This window comes from Candidatus Binatus sp., from assembly GCF_036567905.1.
In the GTDB taxonomy this organism is placed as follows: Bacteria; Desulfobacterota; Binatia; order Binatales; family Binataceae; genus Binatus.
The window spans coordinates 39,264-55,652 of sequence record NZ_DATCTO010000077.1 but is presented as its reverse complement, the minus strand read 5'-3'; the positions used below and the strand labels follow the sequence as shown (position 1 = coordinate 55,652).

The 16,389-nt window shown below is 59.6% G+C and carries 13 protein-coding genes; 9 read left to right on the top strand and 4 right to left on the bottom strand.

Going from position 1 to position 16,389, the window contains the following annotated elements; genetic code table 11:
• Positions 1–519 precede the first annotated feature (519 nt).
• Complete coding sequence (locus VIO10_RS12380) at positions 520–1,302, top strand: hypothetical protein (protein ID WP_331964516.1); 783 nt, start codon at positions 520–522, stop codon at positions 1,300–1,302.
• Positions 1,303–1,308: 6 nt separating this feature from the next.
• Here the strand turns inward: VIO10_RS12380 and VIO10_RS12375 are convergent, their stop codons facing one another.
• Complete coding sequence (locus tag VIO10_RS12375) at positions 1,309–3,393, bottom strand: hypothetical protein (protein WP_331964514.1); 2,085 nt, start codon at positions 3,391–3,393, stop codon at positions 1,309–1,311.
• A gap of 39 nt (positions 3,394–3,432) precedes the next feature.
• Between VIO10_RS12375 and VIO10_RS12370 the strand changes: the two genes are divergently transcribed.
• Together VIO10_RS12370 and VIO10_RS12365 are read left to right on the top strand one after the other, a co-directional pair.
• Complete coding sequence (locus VIO10_RS12370) at positions 3,433–4,332, top strand: RluA family pseudouridine synthase (RefSeq protein ID WP_331964512.1); 900 nt, start codon at positions 3,433–3,435, stop codon at positions 4,330–4,332.
• A gap of 271 nt (positions 4,333–4,603) precedes the next feature.
• Positions 4,604–4,993 (top strand): Hpt domain-containing protein, encoded by a 390-nt coding sequence (locus tag VIO10_RS12365; RefSeq protein WP_331964510.1) that lies wholly within the window; start codon positions 4,604–4,606, stop codon positions 4,991–4,993.
• 12 nt (positions 4,994–5,005) lie between these two features.
• Here the strand turns inward: VIO10_RS12365 and VIO10_RS12360 are convergent, their stop codons facing one another.
• Positions 5,006–5,587: an HdeD family acid-resistance protein gene (locus tag VIO10_RS12360; RefSeq protein ID WP_331964507.1), complete on the bottom strand. Its 582-nt coding sequence runs from the start codon at positions 5,585–5,587 to the stop codon at positions 5,006–5,008.
• Between the two features lie 603 nt (positions 5,588–6,190).
• Between VIO10_RS12360 and VIO10_RS12355 the strand changes: the two genes are divergently transcribed.
• Complete coding sequence (locus VIO10_RS12355; protein ID WP_331964504.1) at positions 6,191–7,981, top strand: B12-binding domain-containing radical SAM protein; 1,791 nt, start codon at positions 6,191–6,193, stop codon at positions 7,979–7,981.
• Positions 7,982–8,053: 72 nt separating this feature from the next.
• On the opposite strand, the gene msrA is transcribed toward VIO10_RS12355, so the two are convergent.
• Positions 8,054–8,737 carry a peptide-methionine (S)-S-oxide reductase MsrA gene (msrA, locus tag VIO10_RS12350; protein WP_331964501.1) on the bottom strand — a complete coding sequence of 228 codons (684 nt, stop codon included), beginning with the start codon at positions 8,735–8,737 and terminating at the stop codon, positions 8,054–8,056.
• Positions 8,738–8,886: 149 nt separating this feature from the next.
• On the opposite strand from msrA, the gene VIO10_RS12345 reads away from it, so the two are divergent.
• From VIO10_RS12345 to VIO10_RS12325, 5 genes are all read left to right on the top strand, one after another.
• On the top strand, positions 8,887–9,549 hold the full coding sequence (locus VIO10_RS12345; protein WP_331964498.1) for a ZIP family metal transporter: 663 nt from the start codon (positions 8,887–8,889) through the stop codon (positions 9,547–9,549).
• Positions 9,550–10,251: 702 nt separating this feature from the next.
• Positions 10,252–11,049, top strand: a complete 798-nt coding sequence (locus tag VIO10_RS12340; RefSeq protein WP_331964495.1) for a hypothetical protein — start codon at positions 10,252–10,254, stop codon at positions 11,047–11,049.
• Between the two features lie 71 nt (positions 11,050–11,120).
• On the top strand, positions 11,121–11,627 hold the full coding sequence (locus VIO10_RS12335; RefSeq protein ID WP_331964493.1) for a TlpA disulfide reductase family protein: 507 nt from the start codon (positions 11,121–11,123) through the stop codon (positions 11,625–11,627).
• Positions 11,605–12,279 (top strand): SCO family protein, encoded by a 675-nt coding sequence (locus VIO10_RS12330; RefSeq protein WP_331964490.1) that lies wholly within the window; start codon positions 11,605–11,607, stop codon positions 12,277–12,279. Before VIO10_RS12335 ends, VIO10_RS12330 begins: the two co-directional genes overlap by 23 nt.
• Positions 12,280–12,335: 56 nt before the next feature.
• Entirely contained in the window at positions 12,336–12,908 is a 573-nt protein-coding gene (locus tag VIO10_RS12325) for a hypothetical protein (RefSeq protein ID WP_331964488.1), read from the top strand.
• A 312-nt stretch (positions 12,909–13,220) separates the two neighbouring features.
• Here VIO10_RS12325 and VIO10_RS12320 read toward each other — a convergent pair whose 3' ends face one another.
• The gene (locus VIO10_RS12320; protein WP_331964485.1) at positions 13,221–16,046 is read right to left on the bottom strand and encodes a vitamin B12-dependent ribonucleotide reductase; all 2,826 of its coding nucleotides are present in this window, start codon (positions 16,044–16,046) and stop codon (positions 13,221–13,223) included.
• Between the last annotated feature and the right edge of the window lie 343 nt (positions 16,047–16,389).

Sequence of the window (16,389 nt, the reverse complement as noted above, 5' to 3'; positions counted from 1 at the left end):
CGGCGCTGCGAGTAGCAGTACTACTAGCGCAACCGAAATCAACGAACGCATTCGGCGACCCACCCGTCTTCCGAGGTCTTGCATATTGATGCACGGCGTCGGAGTTAAATTTCTATCCCGGCATTAGTGCAACAGACGTGCCGGTTCGATTGCATCTCTCGTAACAAAGAGAAAATCTGCATGACTTCGCGAAACCATTCGCAAAGTTATTAGAATTATTAATCTAAGTTCTCATTCGCTCAGATCGAAGCTGTTGCCCTTAGCACCACCTACTGACGCGAATCGACACAATCGCGCTTTCCTCAGACCGCGCAGGCATCCTCCCTGCGTCGTCCCGAGTTTTCCTGTCATCCCGAGCGAAGCCGAGGGACCCCGGCTCTTTTTTCTAAATTGCCTCGCCCGAGTAAGGGTTCACTTGCCAGCTCGCGATCCCATTGGCAGACTCGTGCACGATCGAATTGATCGGTCTTGCGGTGGCGAACAACGAACAGGCAAACAAACAGTCAGCGGCGATTCACGGTGATCGAACTGCCCATCTTCCCGATCGTGGCGGAGTCATTGGGGTTGCCGTTCAAGTATCTGCCGGAACTCGTAAAGTATGGCGGGATACCGTTTCTGCTGACTCTTGCCGCAAGAGCGATCAGCTTTCTGCTGGCGCGCGAGGATGCCTCAAGATATGCGACGGGCGTCCTGATGGTTGCGCATTTTGTTCTGTTCACGCCGTTTTCCGTAACCTGGTCGAAGCTCGCGATCTATGGCCGCCCGGCGATCGCAACCGATCCTCCATTCGCCTACTCGCGAACTCAATGGTTATACCTGCTGGCGACCGCCGTGATGATGATCTCGCTCGCGATCCTCGTTGGTCCGTCAGCCGCGCTCTTGCGCTACGGCCAGCGAAACTTTGACCACCAGGTCATTACGGCGGCGGGAGTGCTTCTGGTCGCAGGACTTATTCTATTTGCGATCGGATTCGTCCGGCTCGCCTTCGTTTTTCCGGCGATCGCCATCCGGAAGTATGCGGGAATATCGGCCGCGTGGAAGCAAAGCAGGGGAAATATCGAGCGGCTTGCCGCGATCGTTATTCTTTCTATTGCTCCATTCCACGTCATCCGCCAAATTCTCGATTGGGGAATCGGATATCACCCTCCCGGCCTTGCGGCGGCCGCCAGGGGATGCCTGGATATGCTGCTGGTCGCGATGGCGACGACTGCGCTCGCCGGGCCCGCGCTCGCCTACAAGACGATCGTTCTCGACGAGCCCGAAGATGCTCCCGCGCTTGCCGCGACTGCGAGCCGCGAGTAGTTTCGATCAACCGCCCTTCCATCCGCGCAGGTGCAGGTCGTCGAGCGCGATCTTGAGACTGTGCTGTATCTTTCCCCACAAATCCGGCGACTTGTCTTTCGACAACACGGTCAGCGCTTCACGATAGTTATCGACTGCTTCTTCGAGATACCTGACTCCTGCGCCCCGCTCGCCGAGCTCAACCAGCGCGTCGCCCATGTCGTACTTTGCCGTTGCCCATTCTATCGGTTGTCGATCCGGCTTATAGACCTTGAGCGTGTCTTTGAACGCGTCAATTGCCTGCTCGGCATAATAAGTATCTGACCCGTTCTCGCCCAAACTCAGCAGAGCATTTCCGAGACCGGTTTTCGCAATTGCCCAAGAGGTCGGTTGATGCTCGAGCGATAGCACCTCCAGGCTGGTGCGAAAGGCTCTTGCGGCTGGTTCCAGGCAATTGCGCTCTGAATCCGGATCAAGGTCATATAGGTCCATCAGCGCACCGCCGAGATTAATCTGGACTTCTGCCCACACCAGCGGATCGCGCTCGCGTGGATATCCATCGAGAATTTGCCGGAACAACGCGATCGACTGCTTGAAATCGTCGCGATTCGACGTCATCTCGCCTAGCGTGTCGAGGCTCTGAGCAAGTTGGCCTTGGGCCGACGCCCAATATATTGGCTCTGAACTCTTATGATAGACTTTCAATGCTTCCTGATCGGCCGCGATGGAATCCTCGAGTTCTTTCGTGCTCCCATCCCGGTGGGCCAGCACCCTGAGCGTATTGCCAAGGTTGAGTTGAGCTTCTCCCCAGCTAGTCGGGTAGTAGCGCGCGTCAAATCCGTTCACCGCTGCACGATAATAATCCTCCGCCTTACGCAGGCTCTCGACACCCGTCTCATGCCGCCCGATTCTTTCGAACGTAAGTCCGAGCGCGTATTGCATATTCGCCGAATCGAGCCGATCGGATCGCGACTGGTACACCCCGAGCGCGTTCTGGTAAGCGGTCGCTGCCGCCTGCAGAGGCGCAACCTGCAGGTTCTGCCCGGCCAGCGATCTCTGCGCCAGCCCAAGATTTTGCTGCGCCATCGCCCATTCGAGCGGATCGCGTTCGCGTGTCCAATCGGCCTGCGTCCGCTGAAAGTAAGCGATTGCCGTATGTAAAGAATCTTCGGAGTCGAGTTCGATACCTGAGATGCTGCTCGCGATACCGACCGCCAGGTTCACTCGTGCACGGGTGTCCGCCGTCCAGCCCGACGTCTTGCGGGAGTCGTCGGCGATCGCGCGGACCTGCTTGATCAGAGGCTCCAGCGCATCGCCAAATTTGTAATCCCACTGCTGCATGAACTCGGCACTTTGAGTCGCGGCGATCAAACGCAGCACCGTGCACAGATCGTCCACCGGCAATCCCGGCAGCTTGAAGTCGCCGGGAAGGTACGCCCCGCCGAATTGCGCATCGCTGCCGAACATCGTCTCGTAGAGCGGACCAACGGCCGGCTGCGCGACGCCCTTCGCGCCGCCCCAGATCAACGCTTCGACGCGCACATCGGTTACCGCTCCAAGCGCGTCAAGGTGCGCGATTCCTTGCGGACGGCCCGAAACCGCAATCGTGCGGTTCAGGATGATTGGCGTGATGCTCAGGCGGCGATCGAGGTCAGCAAGCGCGTCGCGCAACCGCCCTTCGAGTTGCTTGCCATCGTCCCCCTCGAGATGCGCAATTGCGACGACGACACGCATGCGCCATTGCTTCATGTTCGGGTAGGCTTCCGGACTTTCAGAGGCAACCACGCGCGGGCCGCGAAGATAGATCGAAGCGCGCTGCATGAGGATAAAAGGCAGGCAGGCCAGGGCAACGATGCCCGCGACTTGTCGCACCGCCTTGTATCGAAGCTGTCGCCGCCCAATCTGAACGCGGGCCTTCGACCAAAACGTCAAGCCGAACACAATCGCCCCGATCGTCCCCGGAATAGCCGTGACGATGACCAAATCGGTCACCACCCGAGCATCTGGCCAGATGAAAATGATCAGCAGCGCGATGCCAAAGGCGCCAGCCACCGCGCGTGCGCGCGTGAGCCACGGAAACCTGTCGGCGATATACTGACTCGGGCTACTCATCTTGCCGCTTCATCAATAGTGGGCGACCATATTAACGCAATGCCCACGCGCGACCATCAGTTTAGCGTCTCGTCGCGATGCGAACTGCTGCCGTATCTGCTCAGCATTCCGCTCGGACTGTCGCGCAAACAGGCGAAAGATCTTCTGCGCTTCCGGGCGGTTAGCGTAAAGCGAATGACCGCCGTCAGGCATGATACCCAGTTGGAGCCGGGCGACGTTGTGACTATCGCCGCGGGCAAGCAAATCCCGGCCGCGTCGATCGAGCGTCATGGCCTGAAAATCATCTATCTCGACGATGATATCGCCGTGGTTGACAAACGAGCGGGGCTGCTTTCGATGGGATCGGAGGGCGAGAAAGAGAGAACCGCGCATCGGATCCTCAACGAACATCTCAAGGCGCTCACAAAATCGCCGGCGCAACAGGCCTTCATCGTGCATCGACTCGACCGCGAGACCTCCGGCCTGATGATGTTCGCAAGAAGTCGCCCGATCCAGGCGGTCCTTCAGCAGAACTGGAAGAGCGTCATCAAAAAATACCTTGCCGTCGTGGAGGGCGCGCCCTCGAAGGCAATTGGAACGATTCGGGACAATCTTGTAGAGAGCAAGTCATTCAAGATGCATCGCGTCGAGCGGGGTGGGGAGCCTGCAATCACGCACTATCGCGTTTTACGAACCGGTCAAGACAGGTCGCTCGTCGAACTTACGCTCGAAACCGGCCGCAAAAATCAGATTCGCGTGCAGATGGCTGGCTTGGGTCATCCTATCGTCGGCGATCGTAAATATGGCGCGACCAGCGATCCCGCCCGGCGGCTGGCGCTCCATTCGTGCGAGCTGAAGTTTTGCCATCCGGTGTCGGGCGCCTCGATGGATTTCCGCAGCGCTATCCCAAGCCGGCTGATGGCGCTGATCGAAGCGCGCGGAGTCGCACGCGCAAAGTGAAACATCCGCGAATCCCGCAGCGGCAAACAAATGACACTGCGGTGCGATTTTGACGACTCTCGACGCTCGCGCATCGGACCTCGCATCGACGCTCAAAATTCCCGGGAGTTCATAAGGCGCGCGACTGCCCGTCACAGCCAATCATTGGCGGCGTCGGTCACGCTTGGCAGGCCGTTGTGTTGCGGCGGCACGCAACTTGGATCGATCAGGCGCGAAGGCGTGCTGTGCGTGTCTGGTGGGAGCGAGTGAACCAGCGACCGGATGAAAAAGAGTGAGCATTGAAACCGCCAGCGTTCCCGCGATCGACATGTGCGCGATTACCCGGCTCGCCGAAAGCGATGAACTGGGCGAGCAATTTGTCACCGAAATGATCGAGGTATTTCTTGCCGACTTGAGCGAACGGGTACGCCTGATCGGCTTGCAGATGAGCCACGACGACCGTGCCGGAATTGCGGCGACCGCACACGCGGTCAAGGGCAGCTGCAGTCATTTTGGCGCGGTGCGCCTGATGGAGTTGTCGCGTGAGATCGAAGGCCGGGTCAGGCACGAACAAACCGACGGCCTTCGAACGGCGATCGATTCCATGGTCGCGGAAACGCAACGAGTCCGTGCCGCGCTGGAAGCTTATCGATCGAGCCATATGCGCGGCGCTGATGGATAATCTGCGGCCGGATCACGCACCCGCGGTTTGAGCGGTTGCAGATCCTCCGCTGCGCCCGCTGCTCAACGCAAGCATCACTTCAGTCCAGCCGTCGAAAATCATATCGATGCCGATGAACAGTCCGATGACCCACAGTCCTGAGCTCGGCCACCAGCTCATGATCGAAAATCCGAGGAACAGCGAAATTGCGCCGTTCAAGATCAGCCATCCCCGATGATGGATCGGAGTCGAAAAGGCTACGAAAATTCTAAAAGTGCCGGCGGCGATCAGCAGCATCGCGATCATCAAGGTCAGCGTCACGGCAGCCACCTCCGGATGCGTGACCATCAGGATGCCGGTAACTGCGTATAGCGCGCCGCTCATGAGATTAATGAAGAAGCCGCCCCACGCGCGTCGCGCAAACCCGTGAATGATTTCGAACAGGCCGCCGAAGATCAGCAGCCATCCGAGGAAAATCACGGAAACCATCGTCATGAGTTCGACGCTGCCTATCGCTATGGTGCCTATGACGATCAGCACCGCTCCCAGGCAGAGAAACCAGGTACGATGCGCCCTTACTTCTTCGATTCCCAACTGCGTTACAAGTAAAGCCATCCTGCTCTCCCCTTGATTACCGGGTTTGAGTAAACAAGTTGCGCATCAACTGGCGGGCGGCTGCAATCGCCTCCCGCCGATTGGCGCTGCCAACTCGCGCGCACAGCGCAAGCCTATGTCTTCGCGTCGATTCGAGCAGTTCGCTACAAACCCATCTTCCTGCGCTCTGCCCAACGCTTCTTCATCGCGATTGACAACCGCTTTCTGCCTTCGGGAGTCAGGCCTCCGCGCTTGCGCCTTTTCGACGTGGTCCCCTTTGGCCTGCCGACTCGCGTCTTCTCGCCGCCCCCTGACAAGGCCGATCCCAAGAGCGCCGCAATAGCTCGACCGAGCCTGTCGCTCTCCTCCCTCAAGTCCGCCACTAATTTTTCCAGGTCCAAGATTCGCTCCTTTGGCGCGCTTGCTATGCGCAGCTCGCGCCGTTGTGTAACTGCTCGTTATGATTCGCGTCCTATCGATGCCCGGATAGGAGCGTACGCCAACTCATACCAGCGCAATACCTACTCTTTCTATCGACTCGATCCAATCGCGCAGAGGACGATGCGGCAGGTAGCGATAATTTTGGACAACCCGTAGAGTGAATGGCTCATGCCTGGGAAAAAAATGAATGAAGCGGGTCGCGCCAGATTTCTTGTCGAGCTGATCAAGCCGTCGCATTACGACGACGACGGCTATCTCATCCAATGGTGGCGCGGCTTCGTGCCGTCGAGCTCGCTGTCGAGTATCTACGGCCTCGCCCTCGACGCGCAGGCGCGGGCCGTCCTCGGCGACGGAGTTGATCTCGAGATCGCGGCGCACGACGAGACTAACGCGAGAGTCCCGGTGCGTTCGATAATTCGCCGGTTCAAGCGCAACTTGAACCGGGGCGTCGTGCTGATGATCGGAGTGCAAACCAACCAGTTTGCCCGCGCGGTTGATATCGCGCGCGAACTGCGCGCTGCCGGAATCCAGGTCGCGATCGGCGGATTCCACGTCAGCGGATGTCTCGCGATGCTCCCCGAGATGCCGCCCGAGATGAAGGACGCGCTCGCGCTCGGAATCACGCTGTTCGCGGGCGAGGCCGAGCACCGGCTCGACGAGCTGCTGGTCGCTGCGTTCGAGGATCGTCTCCCGCCGGTTTACAACTTCATGGCCGATTTGCCGGCGATGGACGGCGAGCCGCTGCCGTTCCTTCCAATCAAATACGTCAAGCGCTATGCCGGGGCGATCGGATGCTTCGATGCGGGGCGCGGATGCCCGTTCAGCTGCAGCTTCTGCACGATCATAAATGTGCAGGGGCGCAAGTCACGTCATCGCAGCGCCGACGACATCGAACAGTTGATTCGCGCGCACGCGGCGCAGGGTGTCCGCAGCTTCTTCATTACCGATGACAATTTCGCGCGCAATCGGAACTGGGAAGCGATCCTCGACCGCATCATCCAACTCAAGCGCCGCGACCGGCTGAAGATAAACATCATCATGCAGGTCGACACCATGTGCCACAAAATCCCGAATTTCGTGGAGAAGTCGGTGCGCGCAGGGTGCAAGAAAGTCTTTATCGGGCTCGAGAGCATCAATCCCGACAGCCTCAAGGGCGCATCGAAGGGTCAGAATTGCATCACCGAATACCGCAGGATGCTTCAGGCGTGGAAGCGCGCCAAGGTTCTGACCTACGCCGGCTACATCCTCGGCTTCCCGTCCGACACGCCCGATAGCATCGAGCGCGACATCCAGATCATCCAGCGCGAACTCCCGATCGACATCATGGAGTTCTTTATGCTGACGCCGCTGCCCGGCTCCAAGGATCACCAGGAGATGTACCTGCGCGGCGAGCGGATGGAAGCGGATACCAACAAGTATGACGCCGAGCACGCGGCCGCCGATCATCCGCGGATGAGCGCTGCCGAGTGGCAGGATATCTACCAGCGCGCATGGCATCTGTACTATTCGCCGGCGCACATCGAGACGCTGATCAAGCGGGCCGTCGCCAGTGGAATGCGCACGCGGCGGATGACCTCGATGATTCTCTATTTTTATGGGAGTCACGCCTACGAGCGGGTGCATCCGCTGCAAGGCGGGATCATTCGGCGCAAGCCGCGCACGCAGCGCCGTCCTGGTTTTCCGCGCGAGAACCCGCTCAGGTTTTTTATGCGGCGCGCGCGCGAGATGTCAGCGACCTATGTGCCCGGTCTGTGGTTCATGTGGCGGCTGGAGCGGCTGCGACGCAAGATCGAGAACGATCCGGCGTCGAAGCGTTATACCGATGTCGCGCTCAGCCCGGTCGCTGATGACGAGTTCGGCGCCGATCTCGAGCTCTACCACGCAACGGATTCAGCGCGCCATGCCGCCGACCAGGCCCGCACGCGCGCCGACGCGATTCGTCAAATCGACAGTAGCGGCGACGCCGCTGCATGATCGCGGCGCGATCGTTTTGCATCGCTGGCTGGGCTGCTCTACGCGCAGTAGCGCGCTTCTCCGACTTCGGGACTATGGCTGGTAGAGCCCGGGGAAGTCTTGCCGGAGCCGTTCGAGTTTCGGCATATCGTTGATGACGATGTAGGGCTGGTCCGGGTGCAGAGCCAGGTAGTTTTGCTGGTAGTCCTCGGCCGGGTAGAAGGCGGTGAGCGGAACTACCGTGGTTACGATTGGCTTGGAGAATGAATGTCTCTGTTCGAGTTGGGCGATGTAGTCATCCGCCAGCTTCTTCTGACCGCCGTTCTCATAGAAGATCGAGGACCGATATTGAGTTCCTGAATCCGGGCCCTGTCGATTCAGCTCGGTCGGATCGTGAGCGACGAAAAAAAATACTTTCAACAGATCGTCGTACGAAACCTTCGACGGATCGTAAGTGACCTGCACCGACTCGGCATGTCCCGTCGTTCCTGTGCTGACGGTTTCATAGTTCGCGGTGTCTGCATCTCCTCCTGCGTACCCGGAAACAACTTTGGACACGCCTTTCACATGCTTGAAGACGCCGTCCACGCCCCAGAAACAGCCGCCCGAAAAAACCGCGGTAGCGCGGTCGTTGCCCTTGGCCTCGGCCAAAACGTCGATCGGCGTCAGACCGAATAAAACGCCGCCGGCAAGCAAGAGCGTTAGGATCCACTTCGTTCGTGACGTCATCGTTGTGGCTTCTCCGGGTACAGCGCGCGTATGTTTCTCCGTCTTCATTCATACTAGCATCCAGGAATTCTCGAGGAACGCGGCGTACCGCGACTGGCTTTTTGACCGTCGGTATTGAACTCTGAGCAAAATCATCCATGCGATTCGCGCCGATACTTCTTGCTCTAGTCACGCTCATCTCCACCGGGTTGGGCGGTATGGCAGCCATGCGCTTGCGCGACCGGCTTCATTTGCTGCTCGGCTTCAGTTCCGGCGCGGTGTTGGCGGTGGCGCTGTTCGACATACTGCCGGAAGTCTTCGCTTTCCCTCACGGCGCATCGTACATGCCGATGACTGCGCTTGGATTCCTTGCCTTCTTCGGACTTGAACGTTACACGGCGATGCACCGTGCTCGCGAACATCCTCACTTGGCGCCATCCCATGAGATGGAGCTTGGCGCGGTGTCCGCGGCCGGCCTGGCGTTTCACAGTTTCCTGGACGGCGTTGCAATCGGTGTTGGCTTTCAGACGAGCGTCGAGATGGGACTGTTAATTGCGTTTGGCATAATCGCGCACGATTTCAGCGACGGGCTGAACACCGTGTCGGTCGTTCTCGCGCATGGAAATTCGCCCAGACGCGCCGTTTTCTGGCTGATAGTGGATATGTTGACGCCGGTTCTCGGTGCGGCCTCGACGCTGATGTTCAATTTGAGGGCGGGACTGCTGCCGTGGCTGCTTGCATTTTTCGCCGGCTCTTTTCTTTACATCGGGGCCTCGGATCTGCTGCCGGAAGCTCGCGAGCACGACTCTCCATTGGTTGGCGTCGCCACCTGTATGGGGATGCTCGCAATTTTTCTGGTTACCCGCTTGCTGCGCGGATAAAATGAACATCAAGCCAGTGGATCTTGAACGCGAGCGGGGATTGCCTTAGAAGTGGTCGCTGCGGTATGAGGCGGTTGTTTTCAAAGGCGGACTTGCGGGACCTGAGTTTAATCGTGGCCATCGTCATGTTGTTGACCAGCGTCCCCTCGAATCCCGGGTTTGTCGTCGTCTCCGGACCGAGCCGGCCGGAATTGACCGTAAACATTTGCCAGCCGATTCAAATGCTCGACCGCGGGTCGAACACATTGCTCGCACGCCCTGCGACGCTCTTGCCGGAGCTCACTCTCCGCCATCTGGGCTCGACCGCGGTAAAAGAGACGGTGCGATTAGTCGACGGTCAGGTTGCCCCCGACACTCCGCCGCCAAAGCGTCCCGTCTGAAGACCTTCGTTCGACGGCGTTCCCGATATGGGTTCCCGGCGCCAGTCTTTTTTCGTTCAGGCAAGCGGCGTACCACAAGGTGTCCGCTGGGAGATGTTCTATGCGAGGGATTTCTGAGGCTGTCCTTTTGGGCAAGGCGGCCGTTTCCCTGCATGACGTCGGGAAAACGTGCAGACGCTTGTTGGTGGCGGCTGTTTTCCTCGTCGGGCTAACGCCCAGTCTGAGCTGGGCCTGTGCATGCGGGTGTGGTGTTTTCGAGGTAGGAACCGCGTCACTGTTTCCTCAGGGGTCCGGAGGCCAGGTGTGGCTACAATATGAATTCATGGATCAGCACATAAACTTCCACGCGACCCAGCCGGCCTCCGCCTTCTACAACAACGACAAGTACATCCGAACAAACTTCATGGAAGCTGGCGTACAGTATATGTTCAATCGGGACTGGGGAGTGATGCTCGAGGTGCCCTATTGGGTGCGCGATTACAAAGGTGCTTATGCGGGCAACAACGACGGCATCCATTGGTACCAGAACAACTCCATAGGCGATATCCGGATCCAGGGGATGTACACGGGCCTGTCGGAGGACATGTCGACCGGACTCCTGATGGGAGTCAAGGTCCCCAGCGGCGACTGGACCTATCCACCCTACGATCGGGACACGCAGATTGGCACGGGTAGCACTGATCTTCTCATGGGGGTTTACCACCTCGGAACATTACCGACGAAGTTGGGGACGTTGCCGTTGACCTTCATGGAACGCCCCTTCAACTACTTCGTGCAGGTCAACTACGATTTGCCGCTCTGGGAACAGGACCAATACACGCCCGGTAGGGAAGTCGATGGGGCGGTGGGAGCCTACTACGACTTCGGCAAAGTAGGTCCTCTGAGCGAACTCGCTCCGATGCTTACCTTTCTCGCCGCTGACCGTACGCGGGATACGGGAAATAACGCCATGCCTGCCGACAGCGGCTACACCCGTTTCATGGTTGCCCCGGGAGGCGAGATCCAACTCGGAGTCATCCGGGCTTACGCAGACATTGAGGTCCCAATTTTTCAAAACATGAGGGGTTATCAGCTGACCGCGCCCTTCGCGACCAAACTGATCCTGAGTTACAGTTTCTGAAGCGTGGGAAGACAATCGTGAGGCGAATGGCATTGTGGTCCGCTGCGGCAGGAGTCGGCATGATCCTGTGTATGGCTGCATTGGCGTTGGCCTCCGCGACTGTGGGTGGCGCGGCGCCGGCGCTGGTCGTGCCCGAACTGGACGGTCGCACATTCGATCTGAGTGCGCTGCGCGGGAAGGTCGTAGTCCTCAACTTTTGGGCTAGCTGGTGTCCGCCTTGCCGCTACGAAATGCCGGCTCTTGACGCCTTCTATCGGCGCTATCATGGCCAGGGACTCGAGATGATCGGTCTCAGCGTCGACGGCCCGCACGATCGGTCCGAGGTGCTCAAGGTCATGCGGTCGTTCAGCTATCCGGCGGCGATGCTGTATGACGCGAAAGTCAACGATTTCAGTCCGCCCGACGTTATGCCCGTCACCTTCGTTGTAGATCGCAGCGGAGTCATCCGCGCGAAGCTCACACCCGGCCAATCGGCGGTTACCGAGAAAGATCTCGCCGACATAGTGCTACCGCTGCTGGCGGAGAAACCCGTGGCGCCGGCTTCAGGCAATCGAGGTGACCCCAACGCTAAACCTTAATCTCAAGGAGCAGAGTCTCGGTACAAGCCTGGCTCTGACGATGCTGGTTGTCATCGTGGGCGTGGTGACTCTAACTGGTTGTCGCCGGACGGCCGAAGATATTGGGGAGCGCGGAGGATTTGCGGTCAGCAATAGCTCCGACTGCTTACCCGACATCACCTTGGTCGATCAGCATGGCCGCAACGTTTCCCTGGCCTCGCTGAAGGGGAAACCGGTGCTGTTCGATTTTATTTACACCAGCTGTCCCGGACCGTGTCTTCTGCTCACGACTCAGATGAAACAGGTCGCAAATCGACTCGGACCCAGGCTTGGAACCGAGGCCCGCATCGTGTCGATAACAGTCGATCCCGAACACGATCACCCGGCGCAGCTTCTCGCGTATGCGAACAAACAGGGTGCTGACGTTAGCGGCTGGCTGTTCCTGACGGGAACGCCCAAACAGATCGAAGACGTGATGGCGCGATTCAACGTGATTCGAAAGCGCGAAGCCGATGGAACGGTCGATCACGTTCTCGAATTCTTCCTGGTCGATGCGAACGGTCGTGAATTGCTTCAGTACATAGGTCAAAAGGCCGAACCGGATCGGGTCGCGAGCGACGTGGAGCGAGCCGCGGCGCGCAAGCCGGTGACGGCTGGCGCCGGCGCCAACTAGGCGGTCACCTCCCGAGCAGTGGACGCATGAAATCGTCAAGGCCATTCGTGGGAGCCATGATGGGTCTGGCGTGCATCTGCGCCTGCGCGATCTTTCTCGGTCGAATCCTCGATGCTGGCGTGAGCCGGCCTGTGCTCACGGTCCGAGTGGTCGCGCATCAGTGGTGGTGGGAATTCGATTACCCCTCTCTGGGCATCAAGACCAGCGATGTTCTGTACGTTCCAAGCGCTACCGACATTCGGCTCGAGCTTGCTTCCGCCGACGTGCTCCACAGCTTCTGGATTGTTGGGATGAAGGACTCCGTGGAAATCGTGCCCGGCAAGACGCGCCCGCTCGATCTGGTCGTCAAGTCACCAGGCGAGCTCTACGGAAATTGCGACTCTGGTTGTGGCTGCGCAACCGTCTGCATGCGATTTCGCGTGCGGGCGAGCAGTTCCGGCAGCTTCGATCAGTGGGCGGCTCGCGAGCGTTTGCTCCCCTCAGAATTCAAGCCACCGCGTACGCGGGTTGTGCCAGCCTGCGCTTTGAATAGCGGCCACGATGGCCACGCCGGGCGCGATTCTCCCGCCGGTCATTTGCAGCGGTTGCTTGATGCAGCCGCATCAACCGGCAATAGCCCTTCCCAGTGAGTCCCATACCTCGCCCGTTACTTTACGGGAGAGGTATCCAGAAAAGAATTTGGGGGCTGGGATTGCTCCCAGCCCCCTGCCGTCACCACATCCGCCGCCCCACCACAACCCTCTTAGGGCGCGGCCCTTGCCGCGCCTGCATTCAAGGTGGGCCCCGAAGAATTCGTCATCCCCATTTTCTCCGAGGACTGGCTAATACTTTTCGCCGCCGCCTCTTGTACCTACCTGCCCGTCCGCATCCACCTCATTCTCATTGCCAGTCTCTCGAAGGCCTCCTCCGCCTAATTCTCCGGGACCCTTGACACTCCTTCCTTATGAGCACCCGCTGGTGGTGCCGCAGTTCATGCACTTGTAGCAGGCGCCGTTGCGCACCATGATGCTGCCGCAGTCGGGGCACGGCGGCGCGTCGGCCTGATTGATGAAGGCCTGGCGAATGCCGCCGTCCTTGCCTTCGCGCAGGCTGGCTACTGGAGCCATCGCTACGGTCGCCACCGGCGCGTGCGCTGCTTCGGATTTTGCCGACAGCGTTTTCTCCGACTCGATAATTCCGACCTCGCGCTTTGCTTCCTCGTCAAGAAACTTCGACGCCATCCATCGGAACAGGTAATCGACGATCGACTTGGCGTACGGAATCTGCGGATTCTTGGTGAAGCCCGACGGCTCGAAGCGCATGTGCGAGAATTTGTCCACCAGGAACTGCAGCGGAACGCCGTACTGGAGCGCGAAGGAAATCGCGGTCGCGAAGGAGTCCATCAGGCCCGAGATCGTCGAACCCTGCTTGGACATCGTGACGAAGATTTCGCCCGGGGCGCCGTCCTCGTACATGCCGACGGTGATGTAACCTTCGTGGCCGGCGATATCGAATTTGTGGGTGATCGATTTGCGCTCGTCGGGCAGCTTGCGCCGCTGCATGCGATCGTCGGCCGGCGCGATCGACGCGACCGCGTCCACCGCTTTCTCTATTTCTTTCCTGCCCGTGTTGAGCGGCTGTACGCGCTTGGATCCGTCGCGGTAAATCGCGACCGACTTGAGCCCAAGCTTCCACGCGGTGACGTAAGCCTCGGCGACTTCGTCCACGGTCGCTTCGGCGGGCATGTTGATGGTCTTGGAAATCGCGCCGGAGATGAACGGCTGCACCGCGCCCATCATCTTGAGGTGCCCGTTGTAGTGAATCGTGCGCGCGCCCGCGCGCGGCTTGAAGGCGCAATCGAAGACGGCGAGATGCGCGTCGGCGAGCTGCGGCGCGCCTTCTATGGTCTCGTTCTCGTCGAGGTACTCGACGATTTCCTGGACTTCCTTCGAGTCGTAGCCCAGGCGCTTGAGCGCCCGCGGCACCGTGTTGTTGACGATTTTCAGCATCCCGCCGCCCACCAGCTTTTTGTACTTGATGAGCGCGATGTCAGGCTCGATGCCGGTGGTGTCGCAATCCATCATGAATGCGATGGTCCCGGTCGGCGCGATCACCGTGGCCTGCGAATTGCGGTAGCCGGAGGAGGTGCCGAGCTTGAGCGCGTCGTCCCATGACTCGCGCGCGGCGCGAAGCAGGTCGAGCGGAACGTAGGAGGAGTCGAGCTTGTAGGCGGCGGCTTTGTGGCGCTCGATCACTTTCAGCATCGGCTCGCGATTGGGCGCGTAGCCGGCGAACGGACCCATTTGTCCGGCGATTCGCGCCGACTGGAGATAGGCCTCGCCCGTCATCAGCGCGGTAATCGCGGCGGCGTAGCTGCGCCCCTGGTCGGAGTCATAGGGCATCCCGAGCGCCATCAGCAGCGCGCCCAGGTTTGCGTAGCCAAGCCCGAGTTCGCGGTACGCGCCGGCGTTGCGGGCGATCTCGTCGGTCGGATACGAGGAATTATCGACGACAATATCCTGCGCCGTGATCATCACGTCCACCGCGTGGCGGAATGCGCGCACGTCGAACTCGCCGCGATCGTCGATGAACTTCATCAGGTTGAGCGAAGCGAGATTGCAGGCCGAATTGTCCAGATGCATGTATTCGCTGCACGGATTCGACGCGTTAATTCGTCCGCTGGCCGGGCAGGTGTGCCACAGGTTGATCGTCGTGTCGAACTGCATCCCGGGGTCGCCGCATGCGTGCGCGGCCTCGGCGATCATGTGGAGCACCTTGCGCGCGGGACGGGTCTCGGCGACTTCGCTGGACTTAACGAAGTGGGTCTGCCATTCGCCGTCATCGAGGACCGCCTGCATGAACCCGTCGGTGGCGCGCACGGAATTGTTCGCGTTCTGGAAGAACACCGAGCCGTAAGCCGGGCCGTCGAGCGAGGAGTCGTAGCCGGCTTCGATCAGCGCCCAAGCCTTCTTTTCCTCTTCGACCTTGCACTTGATGAAATCGACGATGTCGGGATGGTCGGCGTTGAGCACCACCATCTTGGCCGCGCGCCGCGTTTTGCCGCCCGACTTGATGACGCCGGCACTCGCGTCGGCGGCTTTCATGAACGACAACGGTCCCGACGCGGTCCCGCCCGACGACAGTTTCTCGCGGCAAGAGCGCAGTGCGGACAGGTTCACGCCCGCGCCGGAGCCGCCTTTGAAGATCATACCTTCATTGCGGTACCAGCTCAGGATCGAGTCCATGCTGTCATCGACCTTGAGGATGAAGCATGCGGAGCACTGCGGCCTGGCCTCGATGCCGACGTTGAAATAGACCGGGCTGTTGAACGAGGCCTTTTGATTGAGGAGCAGGTACTTGAGCTCGGCGTGGAAGGTTTCGCGCGCCTCAGCGCCGGCGAAGTAGCCCTGCTTCTCGCCCCATCCGGTGATGGTATCGACGACGCGAGAGATGAGCTGGCGGACGCTGGTCTCGCGCCGGGGCGTTCCGAGCGGGCCGCGGAAATATTTCGAGACCACGACGTTGGTCGCCGTCTGCGACCATCCGCGCGGCACCTCGACGTCCTTCTGCTCGAAGACTACGCGGCCGTCTTCGCCCGAGATGACGGCGCTGCGCAGATCCCATTCGACCTCGGAATAGGGATCCACGCCGGCGGTGGTGAAGAAACGTTCGAGCACGATACCGCGACCGGGCGCGGCAGAGTCGGCGGGCGCAGCGTTGGGGGCTGGTGCGCGGTCGGTTATTTTTGACTTCGGACCCATTTCCAAATCTATCGCTCCCCCGCCCATCACCGCATCCTCCCCGCCTCAGTTACATGCGCGTTACGCCCGCATTCAATCTAGAGTCGCCAAGCGAGTCGTGGGCGACAATATGCGCGCAGCCCATGCGATCTGTCAAGCCCCAAACCCCTACAGGTAGTGTAGGACAATCTGTTCATAAACCATATATTAGGTTGTTGATAACTTTTGGTAAATCTTCGCTTGTGTTTGAAATTTATGGCTGACCGATGGTCTTGAATCAGTCCTGCTAATGGATATTACGCTCGAATCCGGCGACTCAGGTGCGCGCCGGAAGTCGCCGAGCAAGCAACTTGGTATGCGTGCGATGCGTGGGGCGCTATCGTGGAGCGCT